The 25,597-nt window shown below is 37.2% G+C and carries 24 protein-coding genes and 1 pseudogene; 24 read left to right on the plus strand and 1 reads right to left on the minus strand.

The window, feature by feature from the left end; genetic code table 11:
• The first annotated feature begins 14 nt into the window (after nucleotides 1-14).
• The 9 genes and pseudogenes from fmt to spoVM all read left to right on the plus strand — a co-directional run bounded on the left by fmt (nucleotide 15) and on the right by spoVM (nucleotide 8,845).
• The gene (gene fmt, locus ACUN28_RS09850) at nucleotides 15-959 is read left to right on the plus strand and encodes a methionyl-tRNA formyltransferase (RefSeq protein WP_016086585.1); all 945 of its coding nucleotides are present in this window, start codon (nucleotides 15-17) and stop codon (nucleotides 957-959) included.
• Nucleotides 956-2,290 carry a 16S rRNA (cytosine(967)-C(5))-methyltransferase RsmB gene (gene rsmB / locus ACUN28_RS09855; protein WP_016086586.1) on the plus strand — a complete coding sequence of 445 codons (1,335 nt, stop codon included), beginning with the start codon at nucleotides 956-958 and terminating at the stop codon, nucleotides 2,288-2,290. Before fmt ends, rsmB begins: the two co-directional genes overlap by 4 nt.
• Before the next feature lie 4 nt (nucleotides 2,291-2,294).
• Nucleotides 2,295-3,383: a 23S rRNA (adenine(2503)-C(2))-methyltransferase RlmN gene (rlmN, locus tag ACUN28_RS09860; protein WP_016086587.1), complete on the plus strand. Its 1,089-nt coding sequence runs from the start codon at nucleotides 2,295-2,297 to the stop codon at nucleotides 3,381-3,383.
• A 4-nt stretch (nucleotides 3,384-3,387) separates the two neighbouring features.
• On the plus strand, nucleotides 3,388-4,140 hold the full coding sequence (locus ACUN28_RS09865) for a Stp1/IreP family PP2C-type Ser/Thr phosphatase (protein ID WP_016086588.1): 753 nt from the start codon (nucleotides 3,388-3,390) through the stop codon (nucleotides 4,138-4,140).
• Between the two features lie 8 nt (nucleotides 4,141-4,148).
• Nucleotides 4,149-6,122, plus strand: coding sequence for a serine/threonine protein kinase PrkC (gene prkC, locus ACUN28_RS09870; RefSeq protein ID WP_016086589.1), 1,974 nt, complete (start codon nucleotides 4,149-4,151; stop codon nucleotides 6,120-6,122).
• Between the two features lie 268 nt (nucleotides 6,123-6,390).
• Nucleotides 6,391-7,271 (plus strand): annotated as a pseudogene (gene rsgA / locus ACUN28_RS09875) (ribosome small subunit-dependent GTPase A).
• A gap of 2 nt (nucleotides 7,272-7,273) precedes the next feature.
• Entirely contained in the window at nucleotides 7,274-7,918 is a 645-nt protein-coding gene (gene rpe, locus ACUN28_RS09880) for a ribulose-phosphate 3-epimerase (RefSeq protein WP_016086591.1), read from the plus strand.
• Nucleotides 7,919-8,017: 99 nt separating this feature from the next.
• On the plus strand, nucleotides 8,018-8,698 hold the full coding sequence (locus tag ACUN28_RS09885; RefSeq protein ID WP_016086592.1) for a thiamine diphosphokinase: 681 nt from the start codon (nucleotides 8,018-8,020) through the stop codon (nucleotides 8,696-8,698).
• 66 nt (nucleotides 8,699-8,764) lie between these two features.
• The gene (gene spoVM, locus ACUN28_RS09890; protein WP_001213599.1) at nucleotides 8,765-8,845 is read left to right on the plus strand and encodes a stage V sporulation protein SpoVM; all 81 of its coding nucleotides are present in this window, start codon (nucleotides 8,765-8,767) and stop codon (nucleotides 8,843-8,845) included.
• Nucleotides 8,846-8,919: 74 nt separating this feature from the next.
• Here spoVM and rpmB read toward each other — a convergent pair whose 3' ends face one another.
• Nucleotides 8,920-9,108 carry a 50S ribosomal protein L28 gene (gene rpmB, locus ACUN28_RS09895; protein ID WP_000124776.1) on the minus strand — a complete coding sequence of 63 codons (189 nt, stop codon included), beginning with the start codon at nucleotides 9,106-9,108 and terminating at the stop codon, nucleotides 8,920-8,922.
• Between the two features lie 375 nt (nucleotides 9,109-9,483).
• Here rpmB and ACUN28_RS09900 point away from each other — a divergent pair, with 375 nt between their 5' ends.
• The 15 genes from ACUN28_RS09900 (at nucleotide 9,484) to ACUN28_RS09970 (ending at nucleotide 25,520) form a co-directional block, all read left to right on the plus strand.
• Nucleotides 9,484-9,846, plus strand: a complete 363-nt coding sequence (locus tag ACUN28_RS09900; RefSeq protein ID WP_000021109.1) for an Asp23/Gls24 family envelope stress response protein — start codon at nucleotides 9,484-9,486, stop codon at nucleotides 9,844-9,846.
• A 22-nt stretch (nucleotides 9,847-9,868) separates the two neighbouring features.
• Nucleotides 9,869-11,545 carry a DAK2 domain-containing protein gene (locus ACUN28_RS09905; RefSeq protein ID WP_016086593.1) on the plus strand — a complete coding sequence of 559 codons (1,677 nt, stop codon included), beginning with the start codon at nucleotides 9,869-9,871 and terminating at the stop codon, nucleotides 11,543-11,545.
• A gap of 290 nt (nucleotides 11,546-11,835) precedes the next feature.
• Entirely contained in the window at nucleotides 11,836-13,884 is a 2,049-nt protein-coding gene (recG, locus tag ACUN28_RS09910; RefSeq protein WP_016086594.1) for an ATP-dependent DNA helicase RecG, read from the plus strand.
• 89 nt (nucleotides 13,885-13,973) lie between these two features.
• Nucleotides 13,974-14,567 (plus strand): transcription factor FapR, encoded by a 594-nt coding sequence (fapR, locus tag ACUN28_RS09915; RefSeq protein ID WP_000747352.1) that lies wholly within the window; start codon nucleotides 13,974-13,976, stop codon nucleotides 14,565-14,567.
• Nucleotides 14,564-15,556, plus strand: coding sequence for a phosphate acyltransferase PlsX (gene plsX / locus ACUN28_RS09920; RefSeq protein ID WP_016086595.1), 993 nt, complete (start codon nucleotides 14,564-14,566; stop codon nucleotides 15,554-15,556). Before fapR ends, plsX begins: the two co-directional genes overlap by 4 nt.
• A 14-nt stretch (nucleotides 15,557-15,570) precedes the next feature.
• A complete protein-coding gene (gene fabD, locus ACUN28_RS09925) occupies nucleotides 15,571-16,515 on the plus strand; it encodes an ACP S-malonyltransferase (RefSeq protein WP_016086596.1) in 945 nt (314 codons plus the stop codon).
• Nucleotides 16,515-17,255, plus strand: coding sequence for a 3-oxoacyl-[acyl-carrier-protein] reductase (fabG, locus tag ACUN28_RS09930; protein ID WP_016086597.1), 741 nt, complete (start codon nucleotides 16,515-16,517; stop codon nucleotides 17,253-17,255). The genes fabD and fabG overlap by 1 nt, the downstream gene beginning before the upstream one ends.
• Nucleotides 17,256-17,324: 69 nt before the next feature.
• A complete protein-coding gene (gene acpP / locus ACUN28_RS09935; RefSeq protein ID WP_000786062.1) occupies nucleotides 17,325-17,558 on the plus strand; it encodes an acyl carrier protein in 234 nt (77 codons plus the stop codon).
• A 58-nt stretch (nucleotides 17,559-17,616) separates the two neighbouring features.
• A complete protein-coding gene (rncS, locus tag ACUN28_RS09940; RefSeq protein ID WP_016086598.1) occupies nucleotides 17,617-18,354 on the plus strand; it encodes a ribonuclease III in 738 nt (245 codons plus the stop codon).
• 148 nt (nucleotides 18,355-18,502) lie between these two features.
• Complete coding sequence (gene smc, locus ACUN28_RS09945; protein WP_016086599.1) at nucleotides 18,503-22,072, plus strand: chromosome segregation protein SMC; 3,570 nt, start codon at nucleotides 18,503-18,505, stop codon at nucleotides 22,070-22,072.
• Between the two features lie 15 nt (nucleotides 22,073-22,087).
• On the plus strand, nucleotides 22,088-23,077 hold the full coding sequence (ftsY, locus tag ACUN28_RS09950) for a signal recognition particle-docking protein FtsY (RefSeq protein WP_016086600.1): 990 nt from the start codon (nucleotides 22,088-22,090) through the stop codon (nucleotides 23,075-23,077).
• Between the two features lie 133 nt (nucleotides 23,078-23,210).
• Nucleotides 23,211-23,543: a putative DNA-binding protein gene (locus ACUN28_RS09955; RefSeq protein ID WP_000891061.1), complete on the plus strand. Its 333-nt coding sequence runs from the start codon at nucleotides 23,211-23,213 to the stop codon at nucleotides 23,541-23,543.
• Nucleotides 23,544-23,555: 12 nt separating this feature from the next.
• Nucleotides 23,556-24,905, plus strand: a complete 1,350-nt coding sequence (gene ffh / locus ACUN28_RS09960) for a signal recognition particle protein (protein WP_000863460.1) — start codon at nucleotides 23,556-23,558, stop codon at nucleotides 24,903-24,905.
• A 100-nt stretch (nucleotides 24,906-25,005) separates the two neighbouring features.
• Nucleotides 25,006-25,278: a 30S ribosomal protein S16 gene (gene rpsP, locus ACUN28_RS09965; protein ID WP_000268750.1), complete on the plus strand. Its 273-nt coding sequence runs from the start codon at nucleotides 25,006-25,008 to the stop codon at nucleotides 25,276-25,278.
• Nucleotides 25,279-25,292: 14 nt separating this feature from the next.
• On the plus strand, nucleotides 25,293-25,520 hold the full coding sequence (locus ACUN28_RS09970; protein ID WP_000737397.1) for a KH domain-containing protein: 228 nt from the start codon (nucleotides 25,293-25,295) through the stop codon (nucleotides 25,518-25,520).
• Nucleotides 25,521-25,597 lie beyond the last annotated feature (77 nt).

The following is a 25,597-nucleotide window of genomic DNA, read 5'->3' on the forward strand; positions in this document are numbered from 1 at the left end:
GGAGCGGTTTTTAAATGATAAAAGTAGTATTTATGGGAACACCGGACTTTTCAGTGCCGGTGCTTCGTCGTCTTATCGAGGATGGATATGACGTAGTGGGTGTTGTAACACAACCTGATCGTCCGGTAGGTAGAAAAAAGGTTTTAACGCCTACTCCAGTTAAAGTTGAAGCGGAGAAACATGGTATTCCGGTGCTACAGCCACTGAAAATTCGTGAAAAAGACGAATATGAAAAAGTATTAGCACTAAAGGCGGATTTAATTGTAACAGCTGCGTTTGGTCAGATTGTACCAAACGAAATTTTAGAAGCACCAAAGTACGGATGTATTAATGTCCATGCATCATTACTTCCAGAGCTTCGCGGTGGTGCACCGATTCATTATGCGATCATGGAAGGAAAAGCGAAAACAGGCATTACAATTATGTATATGGTAGAAAAATTAGATGCTGGTGATATCTTAACGCAAGTAGAAGTGGAAATTGACGAGCGTGAAACGACGGGCTTGTTATTCGATAAGTTAAGTGAAGCAGGAGCACATCTTCTATCTAAAACAGTACCTTTATTAATTCAAGGTAAGCTAGAACCAATTAAACAAAATGAAGATGAAGTAACGTTCGCATATAATATAAAACGTGAGCAAGAGAAAATTGATTGGACAAAAACAGGTGAAGAAGTATACAATCACATTCGCGGATTGAATCCATGGCCAGTTGCTTATACAACTTTAGCAGGACAAGTTGTTAAAGTATGGTGGGGAGAAAAAGTACCTGTAACGAAATCAGCTGAAGCGGGTACAATAGTAGCTCTTGAAGAAGATGGATTTGTTGTTGCAACAGGGAATGAGACAGGTGTTAAAATCACTGAATTGCAACCTTCTGGTAAAAAACGTATGAGTTGTTCGCAATTTTTACGTGGCACAAAACCTGAAATTGGAACGAAGTTAGGAGAAAATGCATGAGACCAAACGTTCGTGAGTTAGCTCTTGATGGCTTAATCCAAGTAGAAAAAAGTGGTGCATACAGTAACTTACTTTTAAATAATCTAATTGAAAAAAATGCAATTGATAGAAAAGATATTGGTTTGTTAACTGAAATTGTATATGGAACGATTCAACGTCGTGACACATTAGATTATTATTTACAGCCTTTTTTAAAAAAGAAGGTTGAGGCGTGGGTAAGAGTATTACTTCGCTTATCTTTATATCAAATGATTTATTTAGACCGAGTGCCCGAAAGAGCGGCTATTCATGAAGCAGTTGAAATTGCAAAGCGTCGCGGGCATAAAGGGATTGCTGGTATGGTGAACGGTGTATTACGTTCGATTCAGAGAGAAGGGGTACCTTCTGTAGATGAAATCAAGGATCCAGTAGAACGTTTGGCAATTGCAACAAGTCATCCAGTTTGGCTTGTTCAAGACTGGGCTTCTGAATATGGTTTAGAGACAGCAGAGAAAATGTGTGAAGTGAACATGTTACCCCCAGTACCAACAGCGCGTGTAAATGTTGATAAAATAACAGTAGAAGAAGCAATTGAGTTGTTGGCTAGTGAAGGTATAGAAGCGAAGCGCGGCGATTTATCAGAGGATGCAATTCAAATTGAAAGAGGGAATGTAGCGCATACAGATGCGTTCAAAAAAGGGTTTCTTTCTATTCAAGATGAAAGTTCTATGCTTGTAGCACGCGTTTTAGAACCGAATGAGGGAGATGTAGTTCTTGATAGTTGTGCTGCTCCGGGCGGAAAAACAACGCACATTGCAGAGCGATTAAAAGGAACTGGTCAAGTCATGTCTCTTGATTTACATGCACACAAAGTACGTTTAATTAAACAACAAGCAGAGCGACTTGGTCTAGAGAATGTCGAAACAAAAGCACTAGATGCTAGAAAAGCACAAGAACAATTTGCGAATGAAACGTTCGATAAAATATTAGTAGATGCACCATGTTCTGGATTTGGTGTAATTAGACGTAAACCTGATATTAAGTTAGGTAAAGATAAAGGCGATAGTGAAAGATTATCGACGATTCAACTTGCAATACTAGAAAAAATAGCACCATTGTTAAAACAAGGTGGTCGCCTTGTTTATAGTACGTGCACAATTGAAAAAATAGAAAATGAACAAGTAATAAAGCAATTTTTAAAAGAGCATCCTGAATTTGAATGGGATACTACGATAAAAGATCGCATGCCAGAAAAGTTAAATCCGTATATTGATGAAGGTCAAGTACGAATTTTACCGCATTATTTTGCAACAGATGGCTTTTATATTGCTTGTTTAAGGAAGAAGGTGTAGCATCGTGGAAACGACTGTGAGAAAACAAAAGAAAAATCTAGAAACGAAAAAACCATCAATTTATTCTTTACAACTTCATGAAATGCAAGATTGGTTAAAGGAACAAGGAGAACCAAAATTCCGTGCAGGACAAATCTTTGATTGGCTATATAAAAAACGTGTAAAAAATTATGAGGATATGTCGAATCTTTCTAAAGGATTACGCGATAAATTGTCGAATTCCTTTGATATTACTACTTTAAATACATTGGTAAAACAAACATCTTCTGATGGAACTATTAAATTCTTATTCCAATTATATGATGGTTATTCTATTGAAACAGTGTTAATGCGACATGAATATGGAAATTCTATTTGTGTAACAACACAGGTTGGATGCCGTATTGGTTGTACGTTCTGTGCATCTACACTTGGTGGGTTAAAACGAAACTTAGAGGCTGGAGAGATTGTAGCGCAAGTAGTAGAAGTGCAACGTGCACTTGATGAAACAGAAGAACGTGTAAGTTCGCTTGTTGTTATGGGAATTGGAGAGCCGTTTGATAATTACGACAACTTAATGTCATTCTTACGCATTGTAAACCATGAAAAAGGAATTCATATTGGTGCAAGACATATGACAGTTTCAACAAGTGGAATTGTTCCAAAAATTTACAAGTTCGCTGAAGAAGATATGCAAATTAATTTTGCGATTTCATTGCATTCTGCAAATACAGAGTTACGTTCAAAATTAATGCCGATTAACCGTGCTTATAAGCTACCAGACTTAATGGAAGCTGTTAAATACTATGTAAATAGAACAGGGCGTCGTATTACGTTTGAATATGGCTTATTTGGAGGGGAAAATGACCAAGTTGAGCAAGCTGAAGAACTTGCTGCGCTTTTAAAAGGTGTAAAATGTCATGTAAACTTAATTCCGGTAAACTACGTACCTGAACGTGATTATGTACGTACGCCACGTGAACAAATTTTCTTATTTGAAAAAACGTTAAAAGATCGTGGAGTGAATGTAACGATTCGCCGTGAACAAGGTCATGATATTGATGCAGCCTGCGGTCAGTTGCGTGCGAAGGAGCGTAAAGAAGAGACGAGGTGACGAGATGAAAGCCGTGTTTCTATCGGATAAAGGAAAAGTTCGTCAACATAATGAAGATAGTGCAGGAGTTTTTCACAATTTAGATGGAAATATTTTAGCGGTAGTAGCAGATGGAATGGGAGGTCATCGAGCTGGTGATGTAGCTAGCTCGATGACCATTCAATTATTCCATGATTATTGGAAGCAAACGCATAATATGAATGAACCAAAAAAAGTAGAAGAGTGGTTACATACGAGTGTTGGGATTATTAATGAGCGTATATATGAGTACTCTAAGCAACATGTAGAATGTAATGGTATGGGAACAACACTTATAATAGCGATTTGTACGCCAAACTTTGTGACAATAGGTCATATAGGAGATAGTCGTTGTTATATGGTATCAGAGGGAGAAATCTCGCTTGTAACGGAAGATCACTCACTTGTAAATGAACTTGTGAGACATGGTGAAATTTCAAAAGAAGACGCAGAATATCACCCGAAAAAGAATGTTTTGTTAAGAGCATTAGGAACAGAAGAAAAAGTCGGATTAGATGTTAAAACATTGGTGCTTGAGGAAGATGATCAGTTACTTCTTTGCTCTGATGGATTATCTAACAAAGTTTCTATTGTGGATATGCAACAAATTTTACAGTTAAATGAACAGCTTGAAACTAAGGGACAATGTCTCATTCAATTGGCGAATGATCGTGGCGGAGAAGATAATATCACCCTTGTTCTTATTGATTATGCGGGTTCGACAAACGAAAGTAGGTGAAGTGCAACGTGCTGATTGGAAAACGCTTAAATGACCGTTATAAGCTGCTGAAAATGATTGGTGGCGGTGGAATGGCCAATGTGTATTTAGCTCATGATGATATACTGGGCCGGGATGTAGCGGTAAAAATATTAAGACTCGACTACTCAAATAACGAAGAGTTTATTAAACGTTTCCATCGAGAAGCGCAGTCTGTTACAACGTTGTCGCATCCAAATATTGTGAATATGTATGATGTCGGAGAAGAAGATGGTATATATTATCTTGTAATGGAGTACGTACCAGGACAAACATTGAAGCAATACATAATTGAGCGAGGAATGTTACCTATAGGAGAAGCTCTTGATATTATGGAGCAATTAACATCCGCCATGGCACACGCCCATCATTTTGAAATTGTGCACCGTGATATTAAACCGCACAATATTTTAATTCGAGCTGATGGAGTAATAAAAGTAACAGATTTTGGAATTGCGACAGCTACAAGTGCAACAACAATTACACATACAAATTCGGTACTTGGTTCGGTACATTACTTATCACCAGAACAAGCGCGTGGCGGGATAGCAAATAAACAATCAGATATTTATTCCCTGGGGATCGTTATGTTTGAGTTGTTAACAGGAAGACAACCGTTTTCTGGCGAATCTGCTGTTGCTATAGCTTTAAAACATTTACAAAGTGAAATTCCGTCTCCAAAAAGATGGAATGAAAATATTCCGCAAAGTGTCGAAAATATTATATTAAAGGCAACTGCGAAAGATCCGTTTCATAGATATCAATCTGCCAATGCGATGAAACGAGATATTGAAACTGCGCTATATCCAGAGAGGATAAATGAGCAGCCATTTTACATACCGGAAGATATGGAAGCGACAAAAGCGATTCCCATTATTCAACAAGAACAATTATTCGAAAATGTAACTGATGAAACGATTGTTTTAAAAGTAAGTAAAATGGATGAACAGGTAAGAAAAGAAGAAACGGAATTAAATAAGAAGAAAAAACGAAGTAATAAATGGCTCAAAGTTTTAATTACGACATTTTTACTTTTAGCGATTGGAATAACGTTAGCGCTTACTGTTATTCCGGGATTCTTCATTCCAAAAGATGTAAAAGTCCCTGATGTGGCTGGTATGAAATATACGACAGCAGTAAATACACTAGTTGAAAAAGGTTTTGAGATTACGGAACCTAATATTGTATATACAGACGATGTTGAAGCCGGTGATGTGATAAAAACAGATCCTGTGGCAGGAAGAGTCGTGAAAGAAAACTCTAAAATTACTATCTATCAATCAGGTGGAAAAAAGAAAAATAAGATGAGTGATCTCACAGGAAAAGATTTTGAGAGTATAAGGAATGAATTAGAAGAAAAATATAAACAAGTTACAATAAATTATATTGAAAATGATAGGCCAAAAGGTGAAATCGTAGAGCAAATTCCAACGCCTGATCAAATGGTAGTAGAGGCGGAACAAGAACTGAAAATTTGGGTAAGTAAAGGTCCTTATCAAATTAGACCAGGTGATTTTTCGGGATGGACTGAAAATAGCGTAAATGGTTATTTGAATGAGAGAAAACTAACTCCAGATATAAAACGAGAGTATTCCGATACTGTTGATAAAGGACTTGTAATTTCGCAATCTCCAAAACCAGGAACGCCGTTAAAAGAAGGAGATAAAGTGACGATTATCATCTCAGAAGGTCTTAAGCCGAAAGTAACGAAAACAGTGAAAGTGGATAATATTTCTATTCCGTATGAGTCTTCTATAATAGGTGAGAAAAAACCGCAAACAATAGAAATTTATAAAGAAGATATGCAACAAAAAATGGATAGACCAATTGAAACTAGAACAATTTCAGAGTCGGCAACTATTTCATTAGAATTTGTAATTCAAGAAGGTACAAAAGGACACTATAAAATTGTACGAGATGGTGTAACGATTATCGACAAAGAAGTACCATACCCAACTCAATAATAATGAATTCCATTTTCTTTCTAGAGAGGATGGAATGTATTACTCTTGCCTGTTATGCTTTCTACATATAGTGGACTGTATAACAGGCAAAAATATATGATTCAAAAAGCTATAAAAGTGATACTGTTATAAATAATATTTTACATTTGATGGTAGATTAAATATATTAACTTGTATATATGACAGGTTTTGAAATAAGTATTTAAAGAATTTTAATCCATTCAATATTAATTACAGCCTCACTTTATACAAAATAAAGGAGAATTATATGCCAGAAGGAAAAATTGTAAAAGCTCTAAGTGGGTTTTATTATGTGCAGCATGAAGAAGGGATTACACAATGTCGCGGGCGTGGTGTGTTCAGAAAAAATAAAATTACACCACTGGTAGGAGACCAAGTTGTTTTTCAAGCAGATAATCCAAGCGAAGGATACGTGCTTGAAGTATTTGATCGAAAAAATGAACTTGTTAGGCCTCCTATTGCTAATGTTGATCAAGCAATTCTCGTTTTCTCTGCAGTAGAACCGGATTTTAATCCGGGACTGTTAGATCGATTTTTAGTGCTGATTGAATATCATAACATTAAGCCGATTATTTGCATTAGTAAGATGGATTTAGTGGATGAAAAAATGAGAGATGCTGTTGAATCTTATGCGAATGACTATCGTGAGATGGGATATGATGTATTATTTACATCTATAAATACCTCGGAAAGTATTGATATTTTAAAACCATTCTTAGAAGGCTGTGTTTCTGTTGTTGCAGGGCAATCTGGTGTTGGAAAATCTTCTATGCTTAACGTTTTACGTCCAGATTTAGAACTGAAAACGAATGATATTTCCTCACATTTAGGACGCGGGAAACATACGACAAGACACGTGGAATTAATTGCGGTTGGAAGCGGACTAGTTGCAGATACACCTGGTTTTAGTTCACTTGATTTCATAGATATAGAGGTAGAAGATCTTACATATTGTTTTCCAGAGTTGAAAGAAGCGAGCCAATACTGTAAATTTAGAGGGTGTACACATCTTTCTGAACCGAAATGTGCTGTAAAGGCTGCGGTTGAAGAAGGGAAAATTACAGAATATCGTTATAAGAATTATAAACAATTCGTAGAAGAAATTAAGAGAGAAAGCCGAGGTATTAGTTATGATTAAAATTGCACCATCGATCTTATCAGCAGATTTTTCAAAATTAGGGGAAGAGATTAAAGATGTAGAAAAAGGCGGAGCGGATTACATTCACGTCGATGTAATGGATGGACATTTCGTACCAAATATTACGATTGGACCATTAATTGTAGAGGCTATCCGTCCGATTACATCGTTACCATTAGATGTACATTTAATGATTGAAAATCCAGATAACTATATCCCGACTTTCGCAAAAGCGGGAGCGGATATTATTACTGTTCATGTAGAGGCGTGCCCTCATCTGCATCGTACAATTCAGTTAATTAAATCTCATGGCATTAAAGCGGGAGTTGTGTTAAATCCGCATACGCCAGTTTCAACGATTGAGCATGTATTAGAAGATATAGATATGGTATTACTTATGACAGTAAACCCTGGATTTGGTGGACAGAAATTTATCCATTCTGTATTACCGAAAATTAAACAAGTTGCAGAAATGGTTAAAGAGCGCAATCTAGAAGTGGAAATTGAAGTTGATGGTGGTGTAAACGCTGAAACAGCAAGACTTTGTGTTGAATCAGGAGCAAATGTACTTGTAGCTGGATCAGCAGTATACAATCAAAAAGACCGCGGTGAAGCAATTCGTGTCATTCGTGGATAATGAATGAACGAGTCTTTATCCCAGTGAATCTTCTAGTGTAGTAAGTGTTCACTATTTACAAAGGATAGAGAAAAAATATGTAAAAAGGCAATCTACCGAATGGCAGATTGCCTTTTTACAATAGAAGGGGAAGGAAACATGATTATTCATATTTTAGCGGGCGGACCTGCGGAATATTGTGCAGATTTTTCTCGATATGAAAATGAGAAAGTAGTGTGGGCGGCAGTTGATAGAGGAGTATATCGTTTATTAAAAGGAGGAATTACTCCAGCTGTTGCGTTTGGGGATTACGATTCGGTCACAGAAGAGGAATTAGTATGGATGGACCAGCAAACAAATGACTTACATATTGTTCCTCGTGAAAAAGATCAAACAGATTTAGAAATTGCGATTAACTGGGCGTTAGAACAAAATCCGACATTGATTCGTATTTTTGGTGCCACCGGTGGAAGGCTGGATCATGGTTTAGCAAATATACAGATGCTTTTAAGAGGGTTAGAAGTAGAGATAGAAATGTGTATTGTAGACAATAAAAATGAAATAAGCGTGAAAAAAGTGGGTACACATATAATTGAAGACAATAAAAATTTCCCTTATGTATCTTTTGTGCCAGTTACTGAAATAGTGGAAGGGATTACATTACTTGGTTTTAAATATCCTCTAACTAATAAAACAATAGAATGGGGATCAACACTTTGTATTAGTAATGAACTCGTTGAGGAAAAAGGTACTTTTTCATTTACTTCTGGCATATTAATGGTGATAAGAAGCACTGATTAAAGAAACAATTTTGCTCCTTACATCATATAGTGAACAAGTGGAGTAATGGGGATTAGGAGGGAAACCATGAGATTTTATACAATTAAGTTACCTAAATTTCTTGGTGGAATTGTTCGTGCCATGTTAAATACCTTCAAAAAAGATTAAAAAAAGCACCTATTACCGGGTGCTTTTTCCATTGTCATAGTAAAAAAAGAGCCTAGCGGCTCTTTTTTTTATTATTAAACACGTTCGATTTTGCCAGATTTTAATGCTCTAGCAGAAACGTAAACACGTTGAACTTTTCCGTCGATGCGTACGCGAACTTTTTGAAGGTTAGCGCCCCATTTACGTTTTGTAGCGTTCATTGCGTGAGAACGAGAGTTACCAGAACGAGCTTTTCTTCCAGTGATAGCACAAACACGAGCCATTTATATTTCCCTCCCTTGATACCTTACCATACGTAATTTTTCAATGTTAGTCTTTTTTGCGATGCTAAAAACACTACTATAATTTAACACAACTAAAAAGAGAATGCAACACCGTAGAAAAAAGAAATCAAGAAAAATTACTTGACACCATATGTCGATGATGAAAAGTTGAAATCAAGAAAAATTACTTGACATATTATAGTGGTACATGTTGTATAATAACAATGGACTATTTTGCTCATCATAAAAAATGTGATTTAAAACATAAAATATGAGAGTGAAAAGAAAGAACGATGGAATTTTCTTTAAAAAGATTATATGATAGTAACTAAAGTAGTCTAGCTCACTTTCACCATTTATGAAGGGGGAAACGAGATGTCAATTGAAATTAAAACGAAGTATGGTCAAATTGATATTAGTACAGATGTAATTGCAACAATTGCTGGAGGTGCCGCAGTAGATTGCTACGGTATCGTAGGTATGGCATCAAAAAATCAATTAAAAGATGGTTTAACAGACATTTTACGAAAAGAAAATTTCACTAGAGGTGTTATTGTTCGTAAAGATGAAGATGAAGTACATATTGATATGTATATTATTGTGAGCTATGGTACGAAAATTTCAGAAGTAGCACATAACGTGCAGACGAAAGTGAAATATACATTAGATCAAACTGTAGGACTAGCAGTAGATTCTGTAAACATCTACGTACAAGGAGTTAAAGTAATAAACTTGTAATGTGCATTAAGGAGGAAAATCTGTGTCAATTCAAAAAATTGATGGGAAACGTTTATCACAAATGATCATGCAAGGAGCGAATAATTTAACAAATAATGTTCAGCTTGTTGATGCATTAAACGTATTTCCAGTTCCAGATGGCGATACCGGTACAAACATGAACTTATCGATGACTTCAGGCGCACGTGAAGTGAAAGAAAACCCTTCACAGCACGCTGGTAAAGTCGGTGTAAGTTTAGCCAAAGGATTATTAATGGGAGCTCGTGGTAACTCTGGTGTTATTTTATCTCAGTTATTCCGTGGTTTCTCTAAATCCATTGAACAAAAAGAAGAATTAACAACAGTTGATTTTGCTGCAGCTTTAGATGCTGGGGTAGAAGCGGCTTACAAAGCGGTTATGAAACCGATTGAAGGAACGATTTTAACGGTTGCAAGAGAAACGGGTAAATATGCAGTGACAGTTGCGAAAAAACAGCGCGACTTTGTTTTGTTTATGGAAGACGTTGTGAAAGAAGCGAATGCATCGTTAAATCGTACGCCAGATTTATTACCTGTATTAAAACAAGTTGGCGTTGTAGATAGCGGTGGTAAAGGTCTTGTTGTTGTATATGAAGGATTTTTAGCTGACTTAAAAGGAGAAACGATTTCTTCTAATGTATCTGCCCAACCATCTATGAATGACATGGTACGCGCAGAACATCACCGTAGTGTACAAAGCCAATTGAGTACAGAAGATATAAAGTATGGATATTGTACGGAATTCATGGTGAAATTAGAGCCTGAAAAAATGAAGGAACATAATTTCTCTGAACAAAAATTCCGTGAAGATATTAGTGTATACGGAGATTCACTGCTTGTTGTATCAGATGATGAGGTTGTTAAGGTTCATATTCATGCGGAACATCCTGGAGATCCTATGAATTATGGACAACGCTATGGTAGTTTAATTAAGATTAAAGTAGAAAATATGCGTGAACAGCATACAGCTTTATTAGATGAGCCTGCTATGATGCCTGAGCCGACTAGCCAGTCTAAAGAGAAACAACCGTATGGTATCGTAACTGTAGCTATGGGATCTGGTATCAAAACTTTATTTGAGAGCATTGGCGCGACGAAAGTAATCGAAGGTGGCCAAACGATGAATCCAAGTACGGAGGATATTGTGAAGGCGATTGAAGAAGCGAACGCTGAAAAAATCATTATTTTACCGAACAACGGAAATATCGTGATGGCAGCAGAACAAGCAGCGTCAGTTGTTGATCAAGAAGTGATTGTTATTCGTTCAAAAACAGTTCCTCAAGGTATGGCTGCAATGTTAGCATTTAATCCAGTTGGAACGTTAGAAGAGAATGAAGAAAACATGAAAGAAGCTTTATCTCATGTGAAAACCGGTCAAATTACGTATGCTGTACGTGATACGGAAATTGATGGTGTAGCAATTCAAAAAGATGATTTCATGTGTATTGCAGATGGAAAAATCGTATCAACAAATGCTGCAAAAGTAGGAGCTGCGAAGCAATTACTAGAAGCACTTATTGATGAAGATTCTGAAATTGTAACGATTCTACAAGGTGAAGATGCAACTGACGAAGAAGTAGCTGAGTTAGTTGAATTTGTAGAAGAGAATTTTGAAGATGCAGAAGTAGAAGTACATGCTGGAAACCAACCGGTGTATTCGTTCATCTTCTCTGTAGAATAAGCAAAAATTCATTTTGAAGATAAATGGATTACTTACTTGCTAATGGATAAGAAGTAATAATATGAAGTTTATTACTAGTTTTTATTCAAAAGGCTAGCATATTGAAGATAAAAAAGAGCCTTGCTGCTAATAGTGAGGCTCTTTTCTTTCGTGTTGCTTATGAGGGATTTGAGTAGTTTCTCTTAGAATGCCTATGATAGAATATATAGGGTGAAAGAGAGCGATTACAGATGTCCATCATGTTAATGGATAATGAATCAAAGAAAATAATGTGACGGAGCGTGAGAATCTTGAATGAAGTTGTACAAGTTCCTGTTACGGATGTAAAGGGAATCGGAGGAGAAACATCTGAATTACTACACGAGATGGGAATTTATACAGTTTCTCATCTATTAGAACATTTTCCGTACCGTTATGAAGATTATGCGATGAAAGATCTTGCTGAAGTAAAGCATGATGAACGTGTAACAGTTGAGGGGAAAGTTCATAGTGCTCCTTTGCTGCAATATTATGGGAAGAAGAAGTCTCGTCTTACGGTTCGTGTCCTCGTCGGTCGTTATTTAATTACAGCTGTATGTTTTAATAGGCCGTACTATAAGCAGAAGTTAAGTTTGGATGAAACGGTAACGATTACTGGTAAATGGGATCAGCACCGTCAAACGATTGCGGTATCAGAGCTTCATTTTGGACCGGTTGTACGTCAACAAGAAGTAGAGCCTGTATACTCAGTAAAAGGGAAACTTACAGTAAAACAGATGCGCCGTTTTATTGCACAAGCGTTAAAGGAGTATGGAGATTCTATAGTCGAAGTGTTACCAGATGGATTGCTAAGTCGATATAAATTATTGCCGCGTTATGAAGCGCTTCGGGCGTTGCATTTTCCAGCAGGGCAGGAAGATTTAAAACAAGCACGTCGCCGTTTTGTATATGAGGAGTTTTTCTTATTTCAGCTGAAAATGCAAACGTTACGAAAAATGGAGAGGGAAAATTCGAAAGGGACGAAAAAAGAAATTCCTTTAGCAGAATTGCAAGAGTTTATCGATGCACTTCCGTTTCCGTTAACTGGCGCGCAACGCCGGGTTGTAGATGAAATTATGAAAGATATGACATCTCCATATCGGATGAATCGTCTGTTGCAAGGTGATGTAGGTTCTGGGAAAACAGTCGTTGCAGCGATTGGCCTTTATGCAGCGAAATTAGCACATTATCAAGGTGCTTTAATGGTTCCTACAGAAATTTTAGCAGAACAACATTATCAATCGCTCGCAGAGACGTTCTCGCACTTTGGTATGCAGGTTGAATTGTTAACAAGTTCTGTTAAAGGTGTAAGACGTCGAGAGATTTTGGCGAAATTAGAACAAGGGGAAATAGATATCCTTGTCGGAACACATGCTTTAATTCAAGATGAAGTTATCTTTCATAGGTTAGGTCTCGTTATTACTGATGAACAACATCGATTTGGTGTAGCGCAGCGACGAGTTTTAAGGGAGAAAGGTGAAAGTCCAGACGTATTATTTATGACGGCGACCCCAATTCCACGTACGTTAGCAATTACTGCATTTGGAGAGATGGATGTCTCTATAATCGATGAGATGCCAGCTGGTAGAAAGGTAATTGAAACATACTGGGCAAAACATGATATGTTAGACCGGGTTCTCGGTTTTGTGGAGAAGGAGATAAAAAAAGGAAGACAAGCATATGTAATTTGTCCCCTTATTGAAGAATCTGAGAAACTTGATGTACAAAATGCTATCGACTTACATAGTATGCTGACTCATCATTATCAAGGGAAATGCCAAGTCGGATTAATGCATGGAAGACTATCATCTCAAGAAAAAGAAGAGATAATGGGACAATTTAGTGAAAATAAAGTGCAAATTCTTGTGTCGACAACAGTTGTTGAAGTAGGTGTGAACGTACCGAATGCGACTGTAATGGTTATTTATGACGCGGAGCGTTTCGGTTTATCACAGCTCCATCAGCTTAGGGGGCGTGTTGGACGTGGTAGTGAACAATCATATTGTTTATTAATCGCGGATCCGAAATCGGAAACAGGAAAAGAGCGAATGCGTATTATGACCGAAACGAATGATGGATTTGTATTGTCAGAAAAAGATTTAGAGTTAAGAGGTCCTGGAGATTTCTTTGGAAGTAAGCAAAGTGGTTTACCAGAATTCAAGGTTGCTGATATGGTACATGATTATCGAGCGTTAGAAACAGCGAGACAAGACGCGGCGTTACTAGTAGATTCAGAAGCGTTTTGGCATAATGATCAGTATGCTGCGCTACGTACGTATCTTGACGGGACAGGTGTGTTCCAGGGAGAGAAGCTCGATTAAAGAGAGGCAACAAAAGTTTTTGTTGCATTCTACTTTTAATGATTATATACTACTGTTAGTACCTAGTCATAAAAAACGGATGGTGCGGTATGAAAAAAAGAAGAAGTAAAAAAGAAAGACAAGAATTATTACAACAAACAATAGAAACGAATCCTTTTATTACGGATGAAGATTTAGCAGAAAAATTTCAAGTGAGTATACAAACCGTACGTCTTGATCGTATGGAATTATCTATTCCTGAATTAAGAGAAAGAATTAAACATGTAGCTACAAAGCAACATGAAGAAGATGTGAAATCTTTACCGTTAGAAGAGGTTGTCGGCGAAATTATCGATATAGAATTAGATAGACATGCGATTTCTATCTTTGAAGTGAAGGTAGAACACGTATTTAAAAGAAATCAAATTGCCCGTGGGCATCATTTGTTTGCACAAGCAAACTCACTAGCTGTTGCGGTTATTGATGAAGAATTAGCTTTAACTGCAAAGTCTACCATTCGATACATTCGTCCTGTAAAATTAGGGGAGCGTGTTGTTGCAAAAGCGCGCGTTGAAGATGTAGAGAATGATAAAGGACGGACCGTTGTCAAAGTGCGTAGCTTTGTTGGAGAAGAACTTGTTTTTACAGGCACTTTTGAAATGTATCGATCTAGTAATTATAGTGAGGAAGGTAACAACTTATGAAAATCGCAATAGATGCAATGGGCGGCGATCATGCTCCGAAGGCTGTCGTATTAGGAGCAATGAAAGCTATTAAAGAATATTCTGATTTACATATTACGTTAGTAGGGAAAGAAGAGGAAATTCGTCAATACTTAACGAATGAAGAACGAATTACTATACTTCATACAGATGAAAAAATCGAATCGACAGATGAACCAGTAAGAGCGGTTCGTCGAAAAAAACAAGCTTCAATGGTACTCGCAGCGCAGCAAGTGAAAGACGGCGTTGCGGATGCTTGTATATCAGCTGGTAGTACAGGAGCTTTAATGGCGGCTGGATTGTTTATTGTAGGTCGTATGGAAGGAATTGAGCGACCGGCTTTATCCCCTACAATGCCAACTGTTGATGGAGAAGGTTTTGTTATGTTAGATGTTGGAGCGAACGTTGATGCAAAACCAATTCATTTATATCAATATGCAGTAATGGGATCTGTATACGCTGAGAAAGTAAGAGGAATTAAAAATCCTCGCGTTGGACTTTTAAATGTTGGAACAGAGGATGGTAAAGGAAACGAGCTTTCAAAACAAGTCTTTGCAATGCTTAAGGATGCCCCAATTCATTTCGTTGGGAACGTTGAATCAAGAGATTTATTGCAAGGTGTAGCAGATGTTGTTGTATGTGATGGTTTTACAGGGAATGTAGCGCTGAAATCATTAGAAGGAACAGCACTTGCATTATTCTCTATGTTAAAAGAGCAGTTAATGAGTTCGTTTACGAGCAAATTAGCAGCAGCGGTATTAAAGCCAAAACTTATGGTATTAAAAGATAAAATGGACTATTCGGAGTATGGGGGAGCGGCATTATTTGGATTGAAAGCTCCTGTCATTAAGGCTCACGGTTCTTCTAATGACCAATCAATATTTAGTGCGATTCGTCAAACGAGAGAAATGGTAGCGAAAGAAGTTATTCCTACTATTTCAAGCGTAATGGAGAAAGAGCCACTCCAATAAGAGGAGGATTTGAAATGGGAAAACTAGCATTTCTTTTTCCGGGCCAAGGTTCACAGGCAGTTGGAATGGGTAAACAGTTAGCAGAGAATAATAAAGAGGTTGCAAATGTGTTTGCAAAAGCAGATGAGGTGTTGCAAGATTCACTTTCAGAAGTGATTTTTGAAGGGCCGCAGGAAAAGCTTACGTTAACGACAAATGCGCAGCCTGCTTTATTAACAACGAGTTTTGCTCTTTTGACAGCTTTAAAAGAGTATGATATTACACCAGACTTTGTTGCAGGGCATAGTTTAGGTGAATATAGCGCTCTTGTAGCAGCGGGTGCATTAACTTTTGAAGACGCTGTATATGCTGTAAGGAAACGTGGGGAATATATGGAAGAAGCTGTTCCTGGCGGAGAAGGAGCAATGGCGGCTATTTTAGGTGCTGATCCACATATGCTGAAACAAGTTACAGAAGAAGTAACAAGTGAAGGATATGCAGTACAAATTGCTAATATGAATAGTGTGAAGCAAATTGTGATTTCTGGAACAAAGCAAGGAGTAGAGATTGCCTCTCAAAGAGCGAAAGAAAATGGTGCAAAGAGAGCAATTCCGCTTAAGGTAAGTGGACCGTTCCACTCTTCGCTTATGAAGCCAGCAGCGGAGAAATTCCAAAGTGTCCTAAATGAAATTACAATTCAAGATACGAATATTCCTGTTATCGCAAATGTAACAGCAGACGTTATTACAAGTGGTGCAGATATTCAAGAAAAGCTAATCGAACAGCTCTATTCGCCTGTCTTATGGTACCCATCCATTGAATACATGGTGAGCCAAGGGGTAGATACATTTATTGAGATTGGACCTGGGAAAGTACTTGCTGGACTTATGAAGTCGATTGATTCATCAGTGAAAGCATATGCGATATACGATGAAGAGACGTTAAAAGATACCATTTCAAATTTGAGAGGAGAAAACTGATGTTAAAAGGGAAAGTAGCATTAGTAACTGGCGCTTCACGTGGGATTGGTCGTGCGATTGCGATTGATTTAGCGAAACAAGGGGCAAGTGTTGTAGTAAATTATGCTGGTAATGAGCAAAAGGCAAATGAAGTAGTTGATGAAATAAAGAAATTAGGCTCGGATGCAATTGCAGTAAGAGCAGATGTTGCAAATGCTGAAGACGTTACAAATATGGTGAAACAAACTGTAGATGCATTTGGACAAGTTGATATTCTTGTGAATAATGCAGGTGTAACAAAAGATAATTTATTAATGCGTATGAAAGAAGAAGAATGGGATACAGTTATTAATACAAACTTAAAAGGTGTATTCTTATGTACGAAGGCAGTATCTCGATATATGATGCGTCAACGTCATGGACGTATTATTAATATCGCTTCTGTTGTGGGAGTAACAGGTAATCCAGGACAAGCAAACTATGTTGCTGCTAAAGCGGGTGTAATTGGATTAACAAAAACATCAGCAAAAGAGTTAGCAAGCCGTAACATTACTGTAAATGCAATTGCCCCTGGGTTTATTGCGACAGATATGACTGACGTATTAGATGAAAATATAAAAGCTGAAATGTTAAAATTAATTCCTGCAGCACAGTTTGGTGAAGCGCAAGATATCGCAAATGCTGTAACGTTTTTTGCTTCTGATCAAAGCAAATATGTTACAGGTCAAACGTTAAATGTTGATGGCGGTATGGTAATGTAATAAAAGAATCGATTTCAACTAGTTTTTTTGGACAATATTTAATATAATATTTGAGGGGAGGTGAATGGAATGGCAGATGTTTTAGAGCGTGTAACAAAAATCATCGTTGATCGTTTAGGAGTAGAAGAAACTGAAGTAGTACCAGCTGCAAGCTTCAAGGAAGATTTAGGAGCAGACTCCCTAGATGTAGTAGAACTTGTAATGCAATTAGAAGACGAATTCGAAATGGAAATTTCTGATGAAGATGCTGAAAAGATTGCTACTGTTGGCGATGCTGTGACTTACATAGAGAGTCATCTATAATGCTTGAGCGAAGTCCCGTTTTTTAGCGGGGCTTCTCGGCTTATATCTGGAGGGACCTATGCCGTACCGAAAATATAGAGAAAAAAAATACGAAACAAAATATCGTGAAGCATTTAAAGTATTTCAAGAAAAGATAGGTATTACGTTTACAGATGAAAAATTATTGATTCAAGCATTTACGCATTCATCGTATGTGAATGAGCATCGAAAAAAACCACATGAAGATAATGAGCGTCTCGAATTTCTTGGAGATGCAGTATTGGAACTTACTGTATCACAGTATCTGTTTCAAAAATATCCGACAATGAGCGAAGGAGAGTTAACAAAACTACGTGCAGCTATTGTATGTGAACCATCTCTTGTTCGTTTTGCAAACGAGTTGTCATTTGGTAACCTTGTTTTATTAGGAAAAGGTGAGGAAATGACAGGTGGACGTGAACGACCAGCTTTATTAGCGGATGTCTTTGAAGCGTTTATTGGTGCCCTTTATCTTGATCAAGGGCTAGAGACAGTATGGGAATTCTTAAAAGAAATTGTATACCCTAAAATTAATGAAGGTGCTTTTTCTCATGTGATGGATTATAAGAGTCAATTACAAGAATTGATTCAGCGTGATGGTAGTGGCAATATTGAGTATCAAATTTTGCAAGAAAAAGGCCCAGCTCACAATCGAGAATTTGTGTCACGTGTTACGTTAAATAACGTGGCTTTAGGTCTTGGTAGTGGCAAGTCGAAAAAAGAAGCAGAGCAACAAGCTGCTGCAGAAGCGTTGAAAAAGTTAAAAGAACAACTATAAGGAATCCCCCTTTGAATGAGGGGGATTCCTTGTGCATAGAATGAAACTTTCCTTTCGCTTGTAAATGAAAGGAAAGGAAATCCGTATAATAGCTTGTTTTTGTATAAACAAGCTATTATAGCAACGGAGAATAGGAGGAAGGCCTTTCGTGTTTTTAAAAAGATTAGAAATAGCGGGATTTAAGTCTTTTGCTGAGCGTGTATCTGTTGACTTTGTCCCAGGTGTAACGTCTGTAGTAGGACCTAATGGAAGCGGGAAAAGTAATATTACTGATGCCATTCGCTGGGTACTGGGTGAACAATCTGCAAAATCATTACGTGGTGCAAAGATGGAAGATATTATTTTTGCAGGCAGTGATACGAGAAGAGCAGTTAATGTTGCTGAAGTAACAATAACTTTAAATAATGAAGATCAACGTTTACCGATTGAATATAATGAGGTGTGTGTAACGCGTCGTGTATCTCGTTCTGGTGATAGTGATTTTTATATTAATAAACAATCATGTAGATTGAAAGATATTATTGATTTATTTATGGACTCTGGTATGGGAAGAGAAGCTTTTTCGATTATTAGCCAAGGGAAAGTTGAAGAGATTTTAAGTAGTAAATCAGAAGAACGTCGTGGTGTATTTGAAGAAGCTGCGGGAGTGCTGAAATACAAACTTCGTAAAAAGAAAGCTGAAGGAAAATTAGCAGACACACAAGAAAACTTAAATCGTGTACAAGATATCATTCACGAATTAAGTAGTCAAGTAGAACCTTTGGAAAGACAAGCTTCTATTGCGAAAGATTATCTCGAGAAAAAAGAAGAATTAGAAAAAGTAGAAGCGGCGCTTATTGTACATGAAATTGAAGAATTACATGAGAAATGGGAAGCGCTTCGAAATCAGTTTGGGCATAATAAAAACGAAGAAGCAAAAATGTCAACGCATTTACAAAAAGGTGAAGAAGAGCTAGAGGAATTACGAGGACAATTACAAGCAGTAGATGAGTCTGTAGATTCCTTACAAGAAGTACTTCTTCTCTCTAGTAAAGAGCTAGAAAAGTTAGAAGGACAGCGTGAGTTATTAAAAGAGAGAAAACAAAATGCAACGACGCATTGTGCACAACTCGAACAGTTAATTGTTGAATTAACAGAGAAAGCTACAAGTTATGATGGCGAAATTGAATCAGGTACAGAAGTGTTGATGCAATTTGTAAATCAAGTAAAAGAGTTGGAGACAAAATTGCATGATAATGAGCAATTGCTTGCAACTTTTGCTGACAATTTAGAGGAACAAATTGAGAATTTAAAAGGTGACTATATTGAACTTTTAAATCAACAAGCTAGTCATCGCAATGAGTTATCTATGATTGAAGAACAATCTAAACAACAAAGCTCTAAAAATGAACGCCTTGATGAAGAAAATGCGAAATATGTAGAAATTCGTATGGAAATTACAGCGAAAAAGACGAAGCTTGTGGAAAGTTATGAACAAGTGAAAGAAAAAGTAGCTGGTATCCTTTCGAATATACAAAAGACCGAAGTGGCACTTGGGAAATGCAAGACGCAGTATAGCGAAAATGAAACAAAACTGTATCAAGCGTATCAATTTGTACAACAGGCACGTTCTCGAAAAGAAATGCTAGAAGAGATGCAAGAAGATTACTCTGGTTTCTATCAAGGAGTACGTGAAGTATTAAAAGCTAGAGAAAATAGTTTGCAAGGTATTGAGGGTGCTGTTGCAGAACTGCTAACGGTGCCGAAAGAATATGAAATTGCAATGGAAATTGCTCTAGGTGCAGCGATGCAGCATATTGTCGTACAAAAAGAAGAACATGCTCGTAATGCAATTGCGTTTTTAAAACAAAATAAACATGGACGAGCAACGTTTTTACCGCAAGCTGTAATTAAAAGTAGATCGTTATCATTTGAACAATTACGTATTGTAAATCAACATCCATCGTTTGTAGGTGTGGCGGCAGAACTTGTACAATATAACAATAAATATGAAAATGTAGTTTCGAATTTATTAGGTACTGTTATTGTCGCGAAAGATTTACGCGGGGCGAATGAGTTGGCGAAACAACTGCAATACCGTTATCGCATTGTAACAATCGAAGGTGATGTAGTGAACCCTGGCGGTTCTATGACAGGTGGAGCGGTAAAACAGGCGAAATCTTCTTTATTAGGACGTCAACGTGAACTAGAAGAGTGGACGAACAAGTTAACTGATATGGAAGAAAAAACAACGAAGTTGGAAAACTTTGTTAAAGCAGTAAAGCAAGAGATTCAAGAAAAAGAAGTGCAAATACGTGAACTAAGGCAAAGTGTAGAAACAGAGCGTGTAGATGAACAGAAATTAAGAGAAGAAATTAATCGCTTAGAATTAGAGGAACATCGTATTAATGATCGATTATCTATTTACGATTTAGAGATTGAAGGATTCTTACAAGATCAAGTGAAGATACAAGGGCGTAAAGAAGAGCTAGAAAAGATTTTAGCAAATCTTCAAGCGGAGATTACGGAATTAGATAATAAAATTGTCGCTTTAACAAAACAAAAAAGTGAGCAACATTCTTCGAAAGAAAAAGTTCAAAAAGAAATGACTGAGTTAAAAGTGTTGGCAGCTGAAAAGCAACAACGCTTATCTAATCAAAAAGAAAAAGTTGAACGATTGACGAAGGAAAAAGAAGAAACGGATGCAACGCTTGTCAAAACGAAAGAGGATTTAGCATTCTTAAAACAAGAAATGACATCGAATTCAAGTGGTGAAGAACAAATTACAAATATGATTGAGAAGAAAGCATATGATCGTAATCAAACTTCAGAGTTAATCCGCTCTCGTCGTGAACAACGAGTATCGTTACAAGAGAGAGTAGAACATTTAGAGCGTAATCTGAAAGAAACAACAGGTAAACATAAATACATTCTTGAGATGTTGAAAGATCAAGAAGTAAAAATAAACCGACTTGATGTAGAGTTGGAAAATAGATTACAACATTTACGTGAAACATATACGATTTCATTTGAAGCAGCAAAACTGAAGTATACAATGATGATGCCTGCCGAGGATGCGCGTAAAAAGGTGAAACTAATTAAACTATCCATTGAAGAGCTAGGCACAGTGAATTTAGGAGCAATTGATGAGTATGAGCGTGTAGCAGAGCGTCATACATTCTTACTAGAGCAAAAGGATGATCTAGAAGAAGCGAAAACGACATTGCACCAACTTATTACCGAAATGGATGAAGAAATGAAAAAACGCTTCTCTACTACGTTTGAAGGAATTCGAATGGAGTTTCAATCGGTATTCTCTGAATTATTTGGAGGCGGTAGAGCGGATTTAGTCATGACGAATCCAGAGGACTTATTAAATACGGGTATTGATATTGTAGCGCAACCGCCAGGGAAGAAACTGCAAAACTTAGGTTTACTTTCAGGTGGAGAGCGTGCTTTAACAGCGATTGCGCTGTTATTTGGTATTTTAAAAGTGCGCCCAGTCCCATTCTGTGTACTAGATGAGGTAGAGGCAGCTCTTGATGAGGCGAATGTTGCCCGCTTTGCGCAGTATTTAAAGAAATTTAGTGATGAGACACAGTTTATTGTAATTACACATAGAAAAGGTACAATGGAAGAGTCTGACGTATTGTACGGTGTAACAATGCAAGAGTCAGGGGTATCTAAACTTGTTTCTGTTCGTTTAGATGATGGAGAAGAACTAGTTGCAAGTAAATAGGAAGGATGGGACAGTATGAGCTTTTTTAAAAAATTAAAAGAAAAAATTTCTAAACAAACAGATACGGTAACAGAGAAATTTAAAAACGGGTTAGAAAAAACGAGAAATTCGTTTGCAGATAAAGTAAATGATTTAGTTTATCGTTATCGTAAAGTAGATGAAGATTTCTTTGAGGAATTAGAAGAAATTTTAATTGGTGCAGATGTCGGCGTTTCGACGGTAATGGAATTAATTGATCAATTGAAAGAAGAAGTCCAACGTCGTAATATCCAAGATCCAAGAGAAGTACAGGCTGTTATTTCAGAAAAATTAGTAGGGATTTACAAAGGTGACAGCGAGTTTAGCAACGAAATTAATATGCAAGAGGATCAATTAACAGTTGTTTTATTTGTCGGTGTTAACGGAGTAGGGAAAACGACGACAATTGGTAAACTAGCACATAAATTCAAATCAGAAGGTAAGTCTGTCCTATTGGCGGCAGGAGACACATTCCGTGCTGGAGCGATTGAACAATTAGAAGTATGGGGCGATCGCGTTGGTGTAGAAGTGATTAAACAAGGATCAGGATCTGATCCAGCGGCGGTTATGTATGACGCTGTACAAGCTGCGAAAGCACGTAAAGTAGATGTATTACTATGTGATACAGCAGGACGTTTGCAAAATAAAGTGAACTTAATGAAAGAGTTAGAGAAAGTGAAGCGTGTAATTGAGCGCGAAGTACCAGGAGCTCCTCATGAAGTATTACTTGTTATTGATGCAACAACAGGACAAAACGGTCTAAGTCAAGCAAAAACATTCCGCGAAGCAACGAATGTTACTGGTATTGTTTTAACGAAGTTAGATGGTACTGCTAAAGGTGGTATTGTATTAGCGATTCGAAATGAAATGGATGTACCGGTGAAATTCGTTGGATTAGGGGAGCAAATGGATGATCTGCAACAGTTTGATCCAGAACAGTATGTGTATGGTTTATTTGCGAACTTAGTAGAAACAGAAGAAGTATAAGTGAAAGAAGCGGTATTTTCCGCTTCTTTTTCTATAAAAATATGTGATGTTAAGAAAAAAACTTGACACTCTTTTGTACTCCATGTAAACTAATTCATGTAAAGGGAAATCACTTAACAAAGGATGATCCAACATGCTCGAAAAAACAACGAGAATGAACTATTTATTTGATTTTTATCAATCGTTGTTAACGCAAAAACAAAGAAGTTATATGTCGCTTTATTATCTAGATGATTTATCTCTTGGTGAAATTGCGGAAGAATTTGATGTAAGTCGCCAAGCCGTGTATGATAACATTAAACGGACTGAAGCGATGCTTGAAGAATATGAAGATAAATTAGTATTACTTCAAAAGTTTCAAGAGCGACAGCGACTTGTTGCAAAGCTAAAACAGCTAATCAGCGAAGAAGAGCATGTGAATGAAGAAATGAAACAAGTTGTTGAAGCTATCGAAAAATTAGATTAGGAGGGCGGCAATATGGCATTTGAAGGATTAGCCGACCGACTTCAACAGACAATGCAAAAAATCCGCGGCAAAGGAAAAGTTTCTGAAGCCGATGTGAAAGAAATGATGAGAGAAGTTCGTCTAGCTCTTTTAGAAGCGGACGTTAACTTTAAAGTAGTAAAAGATTTTGTAAAGCGTGTGTCTGAACGTGCTGTCGGACAAGATGTAATGAAAAGTTTGACACCTGGACAACAAGTAATTAAAGTTGTACAGGAAGAACTTACAGAACTTATGGGCGGAGAGCAAAGCAAAATTGCTGTTGCTAATAAGCCACCGACTGTTATTATGATGGTTGGTCTGCAAGGTGCAGGTAAAACAACGACGACAGGTAAGCTTGCGAATTTGCTTCGTAAAAAGCATAATCGTAAACCGATGCTTGTTGCAGCGGATATTTACCGTCCAGCAGCGATTAAACAGCTTGAAACATTAGGGAAGCAATTGGACATGCCTGTATTCTCTTTAGGAGATCAAGTAAGTCCTGTTGAAATTGCGAAACAAGCGATTGCAAAAGCAAAAGAAGATCATCACGATTATGTTTTAATCGATACAGCAGGTCGCCTGCATATTGATGAAGAACTAATGGATGAATTAGCGAAAGTGAAAGAAGTTGCGAAACCGGATGAAATTTTCCTTGTTGTCGATGCGATGACGGGGCAAGACGCGGTAAATGTTGCGCAAAGTTTCCATGAACAGTTAGGTTTAACAGGTGTTGTGTTAACGAAATTAGATGGTGATACGCGCGGTGGTGCTGCATTATCTATTAAGGCTGTAACAAATACACCGATTAAATTTGCTGGTATGGGTGAAAAACTAGATGCAATTGAAGCGTTTCATCCAGAGCGTATGGCATCCCGTATTTTAGGGATGGGAGACGTCTTAACATTAATTGAAAAAGCACAAGCTACAGTTGATGAAGAGAAAGCAAAAGAACTTGAGCAAAAAATGCGTACGCTTTCGTTTACGCTTGACGATTTCCTAGAACAACTTGGACAAGTGCGTCAACTTGGACCGCTTGATGAATTGTTAGGAATGCTTCCTGGTGCAAATAAAATTAAAGGGCTAAAAAATGCGCAAGTTGATGAAAAACAAATTGGGCATATTGAGGCAATTATTCGTTCTATGACTAAATTAGAGCGAGAACAACCGGAAATAATCAATGCTAGTCGCAAAAAACGCATTGCCAAAGGTAGCGGTACAACGGTACAAGAAATCAATCGTTTAATCAAGCAATTTGATGATATGAAAAAGATGATGAAAACGATGACTGGAATGCAAAAAGGTAAGAAAAAAGGACTAGGTGGATTGAAGTTTCCATTCATGTAAGGAAAAAAGATGGCTCTGTTAAGAAAAAATACTTTACAAAGCAATAGTCTTTTTGCTAATATAATTATCTGTGTGAAATAAATTCGGAGGTGCTTTATAAATGGCAGTTAAAATTCGTTTAAAACGTATGGGAGCTAAAAAAACTCCTTTCTATCGTGTAGTTGTTGCAGATTCTCGTTCTCCTCGTGACGGACGTTTCATTGAGGAAATCGGTACTTACAATCCGGTTGCTCAACCAGCTGAAGTTAAGATCAACGAAGAAGCAGCATTAAAATGGTTAGGAAATGGTGCTAAACCATCTGATACAGTTCGTAACTTATTCTCTAACCAAGGTATCATGGAGAAATTCCACTTATCTAAACAAGGTAAGTAATTGAGGCAATGACTATGAAGAAGTTAGTCGAGACGATTGTCAAGCCTCTTGTCGATCATCCTGAAGATGTAAAAGTTACACAGGAACTTTACAACGGAGAGATAAAGTATCGATTAACTGTACATCCTGAGGATGTTGGAAAAGTCATTGGAAAGCAAGGGAAAGTTGCGAAAGCAATTCGAATGCTCTTGTATTCAGTGGGACATCATAATGATGAAAAAGTAACACTGGAAATTCAATAAACGTAAAAAGGGCGAGGAGTTATTTCCTCTCCCTTTTTTAACATTTAAAGAGAAGTTGCATGTTCCATATGTGAAAT

Source organism: Bacillus sp. WC2507, assembly GCF_052656125.1.

Coding starts and splice junctions, on each gene's coding strand:
- fmt (WP_016086585.1), top strand. CDS start 15: ATGATAAAAGTAGTATTTATGGGAACACCGGACTTTTCAGTGCCGGTG.
- rsmB (WP_016086586.1), top strand. CDS start 956: ATGAGACCAAACGTTCGTGAGTTAGCTCTTGATGGCTTAATCCAAGTA.
- ACUN28_RS09865 (WP_016086588.1), top strand. CDS start 3,388: ATGAAAGCCGTGTTTCTATCGGATAAAGGAAAAGTTCGTCAACATAAT.
- rpe (WP_016086591.1), top strand. CDS start 7,274: ATGATTAAAATTGCACCATCGATCTTATCAGCAGATTTTTCAAAATTA.
- ACUN28_RS09885 (WP_016086592.1), top strand. CDS start 8,018: ATGGCAGATTGCCTTTTTACAATAGAAGGGGAAGGAAACATGATTATT.
- spoVM (WP_001213599.1), top strand. CDS start 8,765: ATGAGATTTTATACAATTAAGTTACCTAAATTTCTTGGTGGAATTGTT.
- rpmB (WP_000124776.1), bottom strand. CDS start 9,108: ATGGCTCGTGTTTGTGCTATCACTGGAAGAAAAGCTCGTTCTGGTAAC.
- ACUN28_RS09900 (WP_000021109.1), top strand. CDS start 9,484: ATGTCAATTGAAATTAAAACGAAGTATGGTCAAATTGATATTAGTACA.
- fapR (WP_000747352.1), top strand. CDS start 13,974: ATGAAAAAAAGAAGAAGTAAAAAAGAAAGACAAGAATTATTACAACAA.
- plsX (WP_016086595.1), top strand. CDS start 14,564: ATGAAAATCGCAATAGATGCAATGGGCGGCGATCATGCTCCGAAGGCT.
- fabD (WP_016086596.1), top strand. CDS start 15,571: ATGGGAAAACTAGCATTTCTTTTTCCGGGCCAAGGTTCACAGGCAGTT.
- fabG (WP_016086597.1), top strand. CDS start 16,515: ATGTTAAAAGGGAAAGTAGCATTAGTAACTGGCGCTTCACGTGGGATT.
- acpP (WP_000786062.1), top strand. CDS start 17,325: ATGGCAGATGTTTTAGAGCGTGTAACAAAAATCATCGTTGATCGTTTA.
- rncS (WP_016086598.1), top strand. CDS start 17,617: ATGCCGTACCGAAAATATAGAGAAAAAAAATACGAAACAAAATATCGT.
- ftsY (WP_016086600.1), top strand. CDS start 22,088: ATGAGCTTTTTTAAAAAATTAAAAGAAAAAATTTCTAAACAAACAGAT.
- ACUN28_RS09955 (WP_000891061.1), top strand. CDS start 23,211: ATGCTCGAAAAAACAACGAGAATGAACTATTTATTTGATTTTTATCAA.
- ffh (WP_000863460.1), top strand. CDS start 23,556: ATGGCATTTGAAGGATTAGCCGACCGACTTCAACAGACAATGCAAAAA.
- rpsP (WP_000268750.1), top strand. CDS start 25,006: ATGGCAGTTAAAATTCGTTTAAAACGTATGGGAGCTAAAAAAACTCCT.
- ACUN28_RS09970 (WP_000737397.1), top strand. CDS start 25,293: ATGAAGAAGTTAGTCGAGACGATTGTCAAGCCTCTTGTCGATCATCCT.